Here is a 12,939-nt window from a genome sequence, read left to right on the forward strand (position 1 = left end):
GGTCATGAATGACCCGAGGGGCCGACCACGGATGGTCGGCCCCTCTTCAGGGTGTGCGGAAGACCGCAGCCTCAGAGGTCGAGGTCGGCCTCGAAGTTGCCCTCTTCCAGACGTGCCTTGATGGTCTGCAGGAAACGACCCGCATCCGCACCGTCGACCAGCTGGTGGTTGTAGGTCAACGGCAGATACACCATGTCGCGGATGGCGATCGACTCGTCACCGTCGGCCGTCTGCACGGCGATGGGGCGACGGACGATGGCACCCGTGCCGAGGATGCCCATCTGCGGCTGGTTGATGATCGGCGTATCGAACAGCGCCCCCACGGAACCGATGTTGGTCACGGTGAACGTGCCGCCCGAGAGCTCGTCCGGCATGATCTTGTTGTTGCGGGTCCGGTCGGCGACATCATCGATGGCCTTGGCCAGACCAGCGACGCTGAGGTCACCGGCATCCTTGACCACCGGCACCAGCAGACCGCGTGGGGTATCCACGGCGACGGCGAGATGCTCGTGATCGAAGTAGGTGATCTGCTGCGACTCGAGATCGTACTGCGCGTTGACCTTCGGGTGCACCTGAAGCGCTTCGACGATGGCCTTGGCGAAGAACGGCAGGTAGGTCAGCTTCGAGCCGTGCTTGGACTGGAAGGCTTCCTTGTTCGCCTTGCGCAGCTTGACGATGCGAGACATGTCGACTTCGACGACCTGCGTGAGCTGAGCAGAGACCTCGAGGGACTCGCTCATCCTCTTCGCAATGGTCTGGCGGATCCGCGAGGCCTTCTCCGTGGTGCCGCGCAGCTTCGCGACCTCCTCGGGGATCTCGACCTTGAACGGTGCCTTCGGCGCACCGGATGGTGCGGCGGCAGCGGCAGGTGCCGTGGGTCCGTTCTTGGCCGCGGTCTCGACGTCCTGTTTGCGGATGCGACCGCCGACGCCGGTGCCGGTGACCTGCGAGAGATCGACGCCCTTCTCGCGTGCCAGACGACGCACGAGCGGAGTGACATAGGCGGCGTTCTCACCGACCGTGTCCGCTGCAGCAGGAGCCTGCGTCGCGGCCTCGACCGGTTCCTCGGCCTGCGCTGCCGAAGCAGTCTGGGCGGAGGGTGCCTGTGCCGGCTTGGGCGCCGACTCCTGCTTCGGGGCCTCCTGTGCGGGCGCCTCCTGCTTGGGGGCTTCCTCGGCGGAGGTTTCCTGCTTGGGGGCTTCCTCGGCAGGTTCTTCCTGCTGGGGAGCTTCCTCGGCGGGCGCCTCGTCCTTCGGGGCCTCCTCGGCGGGAGCCTCTTCCGCAGGTGCTCCGGTTCCGACACGTGCCAGGGGTGCGCCGACCTCGACGGTCTCGTCCTCTTCGGCCAGATGTGCCTGGACGATTCCGGCGACGGGGGAGGGCACCTCGGTGTCAACCTTGTCGGTGGAGACCTCGAGCAGCGGCTCGTCGACCTCGATCTCGTCGCCGACTTCCTTGAGCCAGCGGGTCACGGTGCCTTCGGTGACGGATTCGCCGAGCGCCGGCATCGTGATTTCGGTGCCTTCACCTGAGCCTTCGGACTGTGCAGCCGGTGCGGTCTCGGCGGCCGGTTCCTTGTCCGTGCTCTCGTCTTCGGCGGGAGTCGAGTCCTCGGCGGGGGCCGAGTCCTCTTCGGGCTCTTCGGCGGGAGCTTCTTCGGCAGCCGGAGCGGAATCGTCGGAGGACGATCCGCTGCCGTCGCCGATGTAGGCGAGATCTCCGCCGACCTCGACGACGTCGTCTTCATCGGCGAGGATCTTCTCCAGTGTGCCCGCGTACGGGCTGGGGATCTCGGTGTCGACCTTGTCGGTCGACACTTCGAGCAGGGGCTCGTCTACTTCGACCTCGTCGCCGACGGACTTGAGCCAACGGGTGACTGTGCCCTCGGTGACCGACTCTCCGAGAGCCGGCATCTGAACGGAATTCGACATGAGTTTTCGTCTCCTCGGATCTTATGAGTGGAAGTGCAGGGGTTTGCCGGCCAGAGCCAGGTGAGCTTCGCCGAGAGCTTCGTTCTGCGTCGGGTGAGCATGGATGAGCTGTGCGACTTCCTCGGGGAATGCTTCCCAATTGACGATGAGCTGAGCTTCACCGGCCTGCTCGGACAGGCGCGCGCCGATGCCGTGGACACCGACGACCGGACCGTCCTTCTCGCGGATGACCTTGATGAGTCCGGTGGTTCCCAGGATGACGGATTTGCCGTTGCCGCCGAGGTTGTACTCGAGCGATTCGACCTGGTCCTTGCCGTACTTCTCCTCGGCCTGAGCCGAGGAGAGCCCGACGGAGAAGATCTCCGGTTCGCAGTAGGTGACGCGGGGGATGCCCGATTCGAGCACGGGCACCGGGTTCAGGCCCGCAATCTCTTCGGCGATGAAGATGCCCTGGCCGAAGGCGCGGTGGGCCAGCTGCAGGCCGGGCACGATATCGCCGCAGGCGTAGATGTTGCCGACGCCGGTGTGGAGACGTTCGTTGGCGAGGACGAATCCGCGCTCCATCGGAATGCCCTGCTCTTCGAATCCGAAGCCCTCGGTCACGGGACCGCGGCCCACGGCCACGAGGAGGTATTCGGCTTCCAGAGTCGATCCGTCTTCGAGCGTGACCTTGACCCCGTCAGCGGTCTCCTCGACACCCTTGAACATGGTGCCGAGCTTGAACTTGATCTTGCGCTTCTTGAAGGCGCGTTCGAGGTTCTTCGAGATCGTCTCGTCTTCGTTCGCGACGAGGTGCTTGAGACCCTCGACGATCGTGACGTCGGCGCCGAAGGAGTTCCAGACGCTGGCGAACTCGACGCCGATGACGCCGCCGCCGAGGACGATGGCCGAGTTCGGCACCTTGTCCAGTTCGAGAGCCTCGGTGCTCGTGATCACGCGATCGGTGAGCTCGAGTCCGATGGTCTTCGAAGTCGAACCGGTCGAGAGCAGAACGTTCGTGCCCGTGACGGTGTGGTTGCCGTCTTCGCCGCTGACCTGGACGGAGTCCTTGCCGACGAGCTTGCCGGTGCCGAAGTACGTGTCGATTCCGCGAGCCTTGACCAGGCCCTGCAGCCCTTTGTAGTTGCGGGTGATGACTCCGTCCTTGTACTCGAGCACCTTGTTGATGTCGATTCCCTTGAACTCGGCTTCGATGCCGAATGCTTCGGAGTTCTTGGCGGAGTCGGCGACCTCTGCGGCATGCAGAAGGGCCTTCGTCGGCACGCAGCCACGGTGGAGGCAGGTGCCGCCTACCTTGTCGCGTTCGATCAAAGCGACCTTCATGTCGAGTTCTGCGGCTCGCAGAGCAGCGGCATAACCGCCGGTTCCGCCGCCCAGAACGACAAGGTCGTAGGTCAATGAATCACTCACGGATTACTCCTCGTAGCTGTGAATAAGCCTGCGCTAAGCAGCTTTCTGTCTTATCTTTCCACTTTTCTCGCTCGGGGCGAAAGGAAACGCTGTCTGATTGGACACAGGTGGGGATCATCACGTTGACCTCGACAGCGTGTAGAACTTCGTTGTTCAGCCCTCCGACTTCGCGATTTCGATGAGCGTGCGCACCGCCGCTCCGGTCGCCGCCTTCGGGGTGTATCCGAAGGGTGCCGAGCCGTTGAAGCTGGGCCCGGCGATATCGATGTGCGCCCATTCGGTGCCTTCGCCGACGAACTCGCGCAGGAACGCGGCCGCAGCGAGCATGCCGCCGGGTCGCGGCCCCGAGTTCGTGAGGTCCGCCGAGGTGGAGTCGAAGCCCGAGAGCATCTCCTCCGGAATCGGCATCGCCCACATGTTCTCACCGGCCACGCCTGCCGAGGCGATGACCTCTTCCCGCGCCGTCGTCGATCCCATGACCCCCGAGGTGCGTTCGCCGAGGGCGACGATCTGGGCGCCGGTGAGAGTGGCGACGTCGATGAGCAGGTCGGGGTTCTCGGCGTCGGCGTCGGTGAGGGCATCGGCGAGGACGAGGCGGCCCTCGGCATCGGTGTTCGTGACTTCGACCGTCTTGCCGCTGCGCATGGTCAGCACATCGCTGGGCCTCTGTGCTGAGGAGCCGGGCATGTTCTCGGCCATCGGCAGCCAGGCGGTCACACGCACGGGCAGTCCGAGGTCGGCGATGCCGAACAGTGCCTGCACGACGGCGGCCGAACCGGCCATGTCGGACTTCATGTCCTCCATGCTCTTGGCCGGCTTGAGCGAGATTCCGCCGGAGTCGAAGGTGATGCCCTTGCCGACGAAGCTGAGATGGCGCTTGGCACCCTTCGGCGCGTATTCGACCTTGACGAGACGGGGGCCGCGGGTCGAGCCCTGTCCGACGCCGATGATGCCGCCGTAGCCCCCGGCCTTGAGTTCCTTGTCGCCGAGGACGGTGACTTTGAGTCTGCGTTCCTTGGCCTGCGTCTTGACGATCTCGGCGTAGGACTCGGGGTAGAGGTCCAGGGGCGGAGTGTTGACGAGGTCACGGGCACGATTCGTCGCGGCCGCGATCGCGGTTCCGGCCTCATGGGCGGCGGCGAACGTTTTGCCCTTGGGCCCGATGACGCTGACTTCGCCCGGGGCTTCGCCTTCGCTGCGGTAGTCGAGGAAACGGTAGGCACCGAGCCCGGCGCCCACGGTGACGGCTTCGACTTCGGCGGGGGTGGCCGCCGGCAGAGCCAGGGCGACCGAGTCGACGCCGTCGAGTGCGCGCAGCGCCGCACCGGCGCCTCGGCGCAGTGCCTCAAGAGTGGCGGCGACGTCCTCGGTGGCGGCGTCGAAGTCGCCGAGGCCGACGAGCACCACGGAGTCCGCAGCGACGCCCTTCGGCGAGGGAATCCGAGCGGTGGAACCGGCCTTTCCGGTGAACCCGATGGCCTTCGCAGCCTCGTCGAGCGCGGTCCGCGCGGCCTTTGCTCCTTCGAGCGCGAGGACCGTCGAATCCGCGGCGCCCAGCACCAGCACGGAGGCGGTGGCCTTCACCGGTGAGGTCGTGGAGTAGCTGCTTGGGGTGGATGCACCAGCCATGAGTTCCCTTTCAGTCGTCTTTGAACGTTGATTCGATCCTAATGCCAAACAACGCGGGATGCGGAAGCGGCGGGTGACTGTGACATATTCTGGGGATGTGTACTCATTGATCTTCAGACTTCTCTTCGCACCGATGGATGCCGAACGGGCCCATCATCTCTCGTTCTCCGCACTGCGTGCACTCGACCGTGTTCCGCTGCTCGGCCGTGTTCTGCGCTTTGTCTGTGCGCGCCGAACCGTCCGCCCCGTATCGGTATTGGGCCTGCCGTTCCCCAACCGAGTGGGCCTGGCCGCCGGATTCGATAAGAACGGGGTCGGGGTGCGGGCCATGTCCGCCCTGGGCTTCGGTCATATCGAGGTCGGAACGATCACCGCCCATGCGCAGCCCGGCAACGATCGTCCGCGCCTGTTCCGGCTGCGGGAGAATCTCGCGCTGCTCAACCGCATGGGCTTCAACAACGACGGTGCGCGGCAGGCTTCGTTCAACATCGCCGAGGAGCGGAAGAGGATCGACGCGCTCCCACCTGGCCTGCGTCCGATCGTCGGAGTCAACATCGGGAAGACGAAGATCGTCGAGGCGGCCGATGCGGTCGCCGACTATGCGGCGTCGACTCGAGTGCTGGCCCCTCTGGCCGACTACCTCGTCATCAATGTCAGCTCGCCGAACACCCCGGGACTGCGGGATCTGCAGTCAGTGAGCAGCCTCGAACCGATCATCACCGCAGTCCGTGACACCGCCGCTGAGGTGGTGGCGGCGCCGCGTTCGACGCTCGGTCACGTGCCGCTGCTGGTCAAGATCGCCCCCGACCTCGCCGATGACGACGTTGCCGAGATCTGCGAGCTCGCCTTGCGCTCCGGAGTCGACGGCCTCATCACGACGAACACGACGATCGACCGATCCGTGCTGGGCGGGCAGGAGGCCCCGTTCGCCGAGGTTCAAGCCGGCGGAATCTCCGGTCGCCCGCTGGCCGAACGTTCCTTCGAGGTGCTGCGCCTGGTAAAGGAGCATGTGGGCGATAGCCTCACGGTCATCTCCGTCGGGGGAATCGCGGATGCCGAAGACGCCCGGGCACGAGTGGCCGCGGGCGCCGATCTGGTCCAGGTCTACTCGGAGATGATCTACTCCGGACCGTTCTTCCCCGGCCGCGTCATCCGCGGCCTCGAGTCGACTCGTCTGCTCACTCGGGGTACTGGCGGCGCTTGACCTGAGGCTTGGGCATGCGCAGGGGCCGCAGCTGGATGCTGCGCATGACCGCGTAGAAGGTGATGCCGCGTTCAACCGAACCGAACTTGTTGCGCAGCCGATTCTTGAGGATGTAGTTGAGCACGAACGCATCGAGGATGATGAGTGCGATGAGCCCCCACACCGCGTAGGTGAAGTACTGCTGGATCTGCACCGGCTGCGTGAAGGCAATGACGAGGATGAGGATCGCGGCGGGGATGAAGATCTCCCCGACCGAGAAACGGGCATCGATGTAGTTGCGGATGTAGCGGCGCTGGGGACCCTTGTCGCGGCGGGTGAGGTACTTCTCCTCACCATTCATCATTCCGATGCGTGCACGATCGCGGTCCTGGCGCTGCTGCTCCTTGGCCTTCTTGTTCGCAACCTTGCGATCCTTGTTCACCAAGGGCTGACGGCGCGCGGACTCCTGCTGACTGCGCTTGGGCGTGGGCCGTCCCTTCTTCGCCTCCGCATCGCGCCGAGCGTCGGCTTCTGCGGAGTTGTCGTCATGGACTGGCTGAGAGGCGGAGGTTTTGTCCTCGGCACGAGATTTTTTACTTCCGAACACCTGATGAATACTACCTTTGGAGAATGAGCGAATCGACTTCAGCACTTGACAGTGCACAATTGCATGCCGAATTGGACGCCATCTTCGACGAGGTCCTCAACGATCTCACGGGTCTGGTGGCCATTCCCTCCGTGGCCTGGCCGAGCTTCGACGCCGCCAATGTCACCGCCAGCGCCGAGGCGGTGGCGGGCTTGGCACGGGACCTCGGCCTGGAAGCCGAGATCCTCACCGCGCCGCAGTCCGACGGCACCGACGGCTACCCCGCAGTCGTCGCATCGATTCCCGCGCCCGAAGGGGCTCCGACCGTCCTGCTCTACGCTCACCACGATGTGCAGCCGCCCGGACGCGACGAGGACTGGGACACGGAGCCCTTCGTCGCCACCCGCAGCGGAGATCGTCTCTTCGGCCGCGGTGCGGCCGATGACAAAGCCGGCATCATGGTCCACCTCACTGCTCTGCGTCTGCTGGCCGACCGCCTCGGCGTCGGCGCCACACTCTTCTTCGAAGGGGAAGAGGAAGCGGGCAGCCCGAGCTTCCGCAATTTCCTCGAGACCTACCGGGAGCGCCTGCGCGCCGATGTCATCGTCGTCGCCGACTCCGGCAACTGGGCCGCGGGAGTCCCCGCGCTGACGACGAGCCTGCGCGGAATGTGCGCGATCGAGTTCGAAGTCTCCACCCTCGATCACGCAGTCCACTCGGGCATGTACGGCGGCGTCGTACCGGATGCGATGCTCGCGATGACCAAGGTGCTCGCCAGCCTGCACGATGAGAACGGATCGGTCGCAGTCTCTGGCCTCCACTCCGAGCACGGGACCGACATCGACTACGACGAGGCGACCCTGCGCGCCGACTCGGGAGTCTTGGACAGCACGACGCTCATCGGAGCCGGCACACTGGCCTCGCGGCTGTGGGCGCAGCCGGCCATCACCGTCATCGGCCTCGACATCCCGGATGTGGCCGTGTCCTCGAATACTCTGCAGTCCTCGCTCCGGGCCAAACTCTCGATCCGCCTGGCGCCCGGGGACACCCCTGCCTCGGCGGTGAGGGCCGTGGAGGAGCACCTCCGAGCGAACCTGCCCTTCGGCGCGCAGCTGAGCATCGGCGAGACCGAGGGCGGCAGCCCGTGGCAGGCAGATGAGTCCGACCCCGTCGTCCAGACGGCGCGGCAGGCGCTCACGGACGCGTGGGGGACTGAGTCGGTGACGATGGGCATCGGCGGTTCGATCCCCTTCATCGCCGATCTGCTCGAGGTCTTCCCGGGCGCGTCGATTCTCGTCACCGGTGTCGAAGACCCCGATGCCAGGGCTCACAGTGCCAATGAATCGCTCTACCTGCCCGACTTCAAGGCCGCGATCGTCGCCGAGGCGCTGCTGCTGCAGCGGCTGGCACCGACGCGATGAGCGCGCCGGGGAATAGGATCCGCGCCGGGGACGTTGTTTGCGGTGTAGCCTGGGGACAGGAACGTGAGAAGGAGTAACCATGACTGTGACTGAAAAAGCCGAGGCCACCCACGAGGTCGAGCTGTCGTCCACCGCTGCCGACAAGGTCCGCAGCCTGCTCGAACAGGAAGGTCGCGATGACCTGCGCCTGCGCGTGGCTGTCCAGCCCGGCGGCTGCTCCGGGCTGATCTACCAGCTCTACTTCGACGAGCGCTACCTCGACGGTGACGCGGTGCGTAACTTCGACGGCGTCGAGGTCATCGTCGACCGGATGAGCGTTCCCTACCTCAGCGGTTCGACCATCGATTTCGCCGATACCATCGAGAAGCAGGGCTTCACCATCGACAACCCGAATGCCGGCGGATCCTGCGCCTGCGGAGATTCGTTCCACTGATCTGCTGTCGCTGACGAGGAGGACCGCTTCTCATGGACCTGGAGGATCTGCGTGCCGTGTCGTTCACGGCCACGCAGCCCCAGGTCCTTTTGTCGTATCGGGCCGGACTGTTCCCGATGGGGGTCGGCGCACAGGGCACCGGTCGCATGGGTTGGTGGGCGCCGCGGCGGCGCGGAGTGCTCCTGCCCGGCGACCTGAGGGTGACGAAGAGTCTGCGCAAATCGATGAAGCACTTCACCTACAGCACTGATCGCGCCTTCGAGCAGGTCATGCGCGCCTGCGCCGATCCGAACCGGTCGGGAACCTGGATCACCGAGGAGATCATCTCCCTCTACTGCGGATTGCACAGGGACGGGTGGGCGCATTCGGTCGAGGTCTGGGCCGAGGACGAACTCGTCGGAGGGCTCTATGGCGTGGCGATCGGATCGTTCTTCGCCGGCGAATCGATGTTCCACACCGCCAGGGACGCCTCGAAAGCAGCTCTGGTCTACCTTGTCGGTCTCTTCGACGGGGTCGACGTGACCACCAGCAACGCACCAGCTGCCACGGCGAACATCCCGCCGGAGCCGGGGGAGTGGCTCATCGACACTCAGTGGCAGACATCACATCTGCAGAGCCTCGGCGTGTCGGAGCTCAGTGGTCTCGAGTACTCGGCACGGCTAGATTCCGCGCTCCGCGGCGATCTCTGTCAGCATATTCTCAACAAATGAACATCTGCAGGTGAATTTCTACCGTCTGTAGCGGTAGTCTTAGACTCGACAGAGTAAGTACTCGTCTCTCGGCCTGACCAGAGACGAAAGAACGTTGTGAAAGGCTGCACGTGGATTCTCCGAATCAGTCAGGACCGCAGCGGTCCTGGGCGAAGCGGCTCGGCATTCTGAGCGCCGTATTGATACCGGCGTTGCTATCGGGTTGCACGAAAGAGCAGATCGCCACAGGATTCCTTCCCGTCGAATCGAAGGGCGCGACGAACCACACGGACGCCTACACAGCACTGTGGAACGGCGCCTGGATCGCCCTTCTGCTGGTGGGTCTCATCGTGTGGGGCCTCATCCTGTGGGCGATGGTCGCGTACCGTCGTCGCAAGCACGATCGTGGACTGCCGGTCCAGATGCGCTACAGCATGCCGATCGAAATCCTCTTCACGGTGACACCGGTCGTCCTCGTCCTCGGGTTCTTCTTCCAGAACGTCCAGGTCATGGAGCAGACGACCGATGATACGACTCCCGGCGAGCAGGTCATCGAGGTCGCAGCCAAACAGTGGGCCTGGGACTTCAACTACGAGACCGAGGACGTCTACTACGCCGGAACACAGGTCGAACTCGACGGCACCGAGGCGCCGGAGGAAACGGCTCCCGTGCTCTACCTCCCGGTCGACACCGACCTGGAGATCCGCCTGCACTCCCGCGACGTCCTCCATTCCTTCTGGGTTCCCGCCTTCCTCGAGAAGCGCGATATGATCCCCGGCCACGACCAGAGCCTGCATCTGCGTGCCGAGAAGGAAGGCGAGTACGTCGGCAAGTGTGCCGAGCTGTGCGGCGAGTACCACTCTGAGATGCTTTTCAACGTCAAGGTCGTGTCGAAGGAAGAGTTCGCCGACTATACGAAGTCTCTTGCCGATCAGGGCAACACAGGCCAGCTGGGACCGGAGTACGATCGCAACTGGTACCCGAAAGAAGGTGCTGAACAATGACCGCCACGATGGATCAGGCGGCTCTTGACGCTCCAGTCGTTCCACGGAGCAAGGGCAAGATCATCGTCGACTGGATCACGTCGACGGACCACAAGACGATCGGGTACATGTACCTCATCGGCTCATTCTTCTTCTTCTGCGTCGGCGGTGTGATGGCGCTGATCATCCGCCTCGAACTCTTCGAGCCCGGGATGCAGATCGTCGAAACCAAGGAACAGTACAACCAGCTGTTCACCATGCACGGCACATTGATGCTGCTGATGTTCGCGACCCCGCTGTTCGCCGGTTTCGCGAACGTCATCATGCCGCTGCAGATCGGCGCTCCGGACGTGGCGTTCCCACGACTGAACGCGTTCGCTTTCTGGATGTACCTCTTCGGCAGCCTTGTCGCCATTTCGGGCTTCCTCACCCCTCAGGGTGCGGCATCGTTCGGATGGACCGCATACGCGCCTTTGAGCAATACGACGTTCACTCCGGGTGCCGGAGGCAACTTGTGGGTCCTCGGCCTCGCGCTGCAGGGCTTCGGCACGATCCTCGGCTCGGTCAACTTCATCACCACCGTGATCACGATGCGCGCACCGGGCATGACGATGTTCCGGTTGCCGATCTTCAGCTGGAACGTCCTCGTCACTGGTATCCTCGTGCTCATGGCCTTCCAGCCTCTGGCCGCGGCTCTGCTGGTCCTCGGTGCAGACCGAGTCCTCGGCTCCCACGTGTTCAGTCCCGGCAACGGCGGACCGATTCTCTGGCAGCACCTGTTCTGGTTCTTCGGACACCCCGAGGTCTATGTCATCGCTCTGCCGTTCTTCGGCATCGTCACCGAGATCTTCCCCGTGTTCAGCCGTAAGCCCGTCTTCGGCTACAAGGAACTCGTGTTCGCGACGATTGCCATCGCGGCTCTGTCGGTGACCGTGTGGGCCCACCACATGTACGTCACCGGTGTCGTGGCTCTGCCGTTCTTCGCCTTTATGACGATGCTCATCGCGATCCCGACCGGTGTGAAGTTCTTCAACTGGATCGGAACGATGTGGAGAGGCTCGATCACATTCGAAACCCCCATCGTTTGGGCGATCGGCTTCATGGCGACCTTCATCTTCGGTGGTCTCACCGGTGTCATCATGGCCAGCCCCGCTTTGGACCAGCAGATCTCGGACACCTATTTCATCGTCGCCCACTTCCACTACGTCGTCTTCGGCACCGTCGTCTTCGCGATGTTCGCCGGGTTCTACTTCTGGTGGCCGAAGTGGACAGGCAAGATGCTCAACGAGAAGCTCGGACACATCCACTTCTGGATGCTGTTCGTCGGCTTCCACGGCACGTTCCTCGTCCAGCACTGGCTCGGTGTCGACGGCATGCCCCGTCGTTACGCCGACTACCTGCCGCAGGACGGCTTCACCTGGATGAACCAGGTGTCGACGGTCGGCTCGCTGCTGCTGGGTCTGTCCATGGTTCCGTTCTTCTGGAACGTGTGGATCACCTCGCGCAACGCACCGAAGGTCACGGTCGACGACCCGTGGGGCTACGGAGCATCGCTCGAATGGGCGACCTCGTGCCCGCCCCCGCGTCACAACTTCACCTCGCTGCCGCGGATCCGCTCTGAGCGTCCTGCCTTCGACCTCAACCATCCGGAGCTGCTCGAATACGCAGGTCACAACTCCTCTGAGGAACAGCTGATTGGAGGTTCCGTCAAATGAAATCTTCGATCGTAGTCTTCCTCGTCAACGCGGTGTTCTTCTTCGTCGTGTCCGTGATCTACGGATTCGCCACCGACTGGGGCGAGATGGTCGGCTTCCCGGCCCTGCTGCTCACCGGCGGCATGTCAGGAATGATCGGTATCTACCTGTGGCTGACCGACCGCCGTGTCGGTCGTCAGCCCCAGGACCACGAAGATGCTGAGATCTCGGATGCGGATGCCGACTACGGGTTCTTCAGCCCGTGGAGCTGGTGGCCGATCGCGTGTGCGGGTGCCGCTGCCATTGCGTTCTATGGAATCGCCATGGGTTGGTGGATCTTCCCGTTCGGTGCTCTGCTCGGCATCATCGCACTCGTGGGCCTGTCTTACGAACACGATCGTGGGGACTTCGCCCACTGATCTGAGCTCCGGCGTGATATACCCAGCCGCACACTGTGGCCCGAACTCATAAGAGTTCGGGCCACAGTGCCATTCACAGCGTCTGCGACCGTTGTACCGTCGAGCGGACATCTCGCGAGGTAATGCGTGAGGCTTCGAAACCCGAGGGCTGATCCCCGCAGAGGCTCGAGCCGTCCGTTCCTCGATTCGGGGGACCCGTTCGACGTTCCCTGCTCGGTGAAGAGCACCACCACGTCGGCTACTCGGCGCTACTCCGGCGAGCTTGTGGACGGGGAAGGGGTCCATGACTTCGACAGCTTCGGACAGCTCCTCGACGCCGCTGTTGTGAAGCCCGAGAATCCGTCGATGGCGACGACGCCGATACCATCACGCCAAAGTCCTTCGCTCGGGTCTTCAACCGTTGTTTGAACACCTGTTTCGAGCGTCCGGGCACCATTGAGTATTCGGTGGTGTGAGCGCCACTGACTATTGTGGTTGAGCGCCACCCGATATTGCCTTTCAGCGCCACCGGGTCGTGGCGGTGAGCGCCAGGCCGTCACCCGACGCTCACCGACAATTGGT

11 protein-coding genes and 1 pseudogene are annotated in these 12,939 nt (G+C 63.9%); 7 read left to right on the forward strand and 5 right to left on the reverse strand.

Going from position 1 to position 12,939, the window contains the following annotated elements; translation table 11 throughout:
* Positions 1-71 precede the first annotated feature (71 nt).
* From sucB to ACPUD7_RS12330, 3 genes are all read right to left on the reverse strand, one after another.
* Positions 72-1,931: a 2-oxoglutarate dehydrogenase, E2 component, dihydrolipoamide succinyltransferase gene (gene sucB / locus ACPUD7_RS12320; RefSeq protein WP_425120062.1), complete on the reverse strand. Its 1,860-nt coding sequence runs from the start codon at positions 1,929-1,931 to the stop codon at positions 72-74.
* 21 nt (positions 1,932-1,952) lie between these two features.
* Complete coding sequence (gene lpdA, locus ACPUD7_RS12325; protein WP_425120063.1) at positions 1,953-3,341, reverse strand: dihydrolipoyl dehydrogenase; 1,389 nt, start codon at positions 3,339-3,341, stop codon at positions 1,953-1,955.
* 153 nt (positions 3,342-3,494) lie between these two features.
* Positions 3,495-4,970 carry a leucyl aminopeptidase gene (locus ACPUD7_RS12330; protein WP_425120064.1) on the reverse strand — a complete coding sequence of 492 codons (1,476 nt, stop codon included), beginning with the start codon at positions 4,968-4,970 and terminating at the stop codon, positions 3,495-3,497.
* A gap of 97 nt (positions 4,971-5,067) precedes the next feature.
* Between ACPUD7_RS12330 and ACPUD7_RS12335 the strand changes: the two genes are divergently transcribed.
* The gene (locus tag ACPUD7_RS12335) at positions 5,068-6,174 is read left to right on the forward strand and encodes a quinone-dependent dihydroorotate dehydrogenase (protein ID WP_425120065.1); all 1,107 of its coding nucleotides are present in this window, start codon (positions 5,068-5,070) and stop codon (positions 6,172-6,174) included.
* Here the strand turns inward: ACPUD7_RS12335 and ACPUD7_RS12340 are convergent.
* Complete coding sequence (locus ACPUD7_RS12340) at positions 6,149-6,760, reverse strand: DUF3043 domain-containing protein (RefSeq protein WP_425120066.1); 612 nt, start codon at positions 6,758-6,760, stop codon at positions 6,149-6,151. The two genes, ACPUD7_RS12335 and ACPUD7_RS12340, sit on opposite strands and share 26 nt — an antisense overlap.
* A 23-nt stretch (positions 6,761-6,783) precedes the next feature.
* Here ACPUD7_RS12340 and ACPUD7_RS12345 point away from each other — a divergent pair, with 23 nt between their 5' ends.
* The 6 genes from ACPUD7_RS12345 to ACPUD7_RS12370 all read left to right on the forward strand — a co-directional run bounded on the left by ACPUD7_RS12345 (position 6,784) and on the right by ACPUD7_RS12370 (position 12,378).
* The gene (locus ACPUD7_RS12345; RefSeq protein WP_425120067.1) at positions 6,784-8,160 is read left to right on the forward strand and encodes a dipeptidase; all 1,377 of its coding nucleotides are present in this window, start codon (positions 6,784-6,786) and stop codon (positions 8,158-8,160) included.
* A gap of 79 nt (positions 8,161-8,239) precedes the next feature.
* On the forward strand, positions 8,240-8,593 hold the full coding sequence (locus ACPUD7_RS12350; RefSeq protein ID WP_135542344.1) for a HesB/IscA family protein: 354 nt from the start codon (positions 8,240-8,242) through the stop codon (positions 8,591-8,593).
* 32 nt (positions 8,594-8,625) lie between these two features.
* Positions 8,626-9,303 carry a leucyl/phenylalanyl-tRNA--protein transferase gene (gene aat / locus ACPUD7_RS12355; RefSeq protein WP_135542342.1) on the forward strand — a complete coding sequence of 226 codons (678 nt, stop codon included), beginning with the start codon at positions 8,626-8,628 and terminating at the stop codon, positions 9,301-9,303.
* 110 nt (positions 9,304-9,413) lie between these two features.
* The gene (coxB, locus tag ACPUD7_RS12360; RefSeq protein ID WP_135542340.1) at positions 9,414-10,286 is read left to right on the forward strand and encodes a cytochrome c oxidase subunit II; all 873 of its coding nucleotides are present in this window, start codon (positions 9,414-9,416) and stop codon (positions 10,284-10,286) included.
* Complete coding sequence (gene ctaD, locus ACPUD7_RS12365; RefSeq protein ID WP_135542339.1) at positions 10,283-11,980, forward strand: cytochrome c oxidase subunit I; 1,698 nt, start codon at positions 10,283-10,285, stop codon at positions 11,978-11,980. The genes coxB and ctaD overlap by 4 nt, the downstream gene beginning before the upstream one ends.
* Positions 11,977-12,378, forward strand: coding sequence for a cytochrome c oxidase subunit 4 (locus ACPUD7_RS12370; RefSeq protein ID WP_425120068.1), 402 nt, complete (start codon positions 11,977-11,979; stop codon positions 12,376-12,378). Before ctaD ends, ACPUD7_RS12370 begins: the two co-directional genes overlap by 4 nt.
* 98 nt (positions 12,379-12,476) lie before the next feature.
* On the opposite strand, the pseudogene ACPUD7_RS12375 reads toward ACPUD7_RS12370, so the two are convergent.
* Positions 12,477-12,814: pseudogene (locus ACPUD7_RS12375) on the reverse strand (transposase); the annotation flags it as partial.
* Positions 12,815-12,939: the final 125 nt, after the last annotated feature.

The sequence above is a fragment of the Brevibacterium sp. FAM 24630 genome (assembly GCF_049804075.1).
Classification (GTDB): domain Bacteria; phylum Actinomycetota; class Actinomycetes; order Actinomycetales; family Brevibacteriaceae; genus Brevibacterium.

Coding starts and splice junctions, on each gene's coding strand:
- ACPUD7_RS12330 (WP_425120064.1), bottom strand. CDS start 4,970: ATGGCTGGTGCATCCACCCCAAGCAGCTACTCCACGACCTCACCGGTG.
- ACPUD7_RS12345 (WP_425120067.1), top strand. CDS start 6,784: ATGAGCGAATCGACTTCAGCACTTGACAGTGCACAATTGCATGCCGAA.
- ACPUD7_RS12350 (WP_135542344.1), top strand. CDS start 8,240: ATGACTGTGACTGAAAAAGCCGAGGCCACCCACGAGGTCGAGCTGTCG.
- aat (WP_135542342.1), top strand. CDS start 8,626: ATGGACCTGGAGGATCTGCGTGCCGTGTCGTTCACGGCCACGCAGCCC.
- ctaD (WP_135542339.1), top strand. CDS start 10,283: ATGACCGCCACGATGGATCAGGCGGCTCTTGACGCTCCAGTCGTTCCA.
- ACPUD7_RS12370 (WP_425120068.1), top strand. CDS start 11,977: ATGAAATCTTCGATCGTAGTCTTCCTCGTCAACGCGGTGTTCTTCTTC.
- sucB (WP_425120062.1), bottom strand. CDS start 1,931: ATGTCGAATTCCGTTCAGATGCCGGCTCTCGGAGAGTCGGTCACCGAG.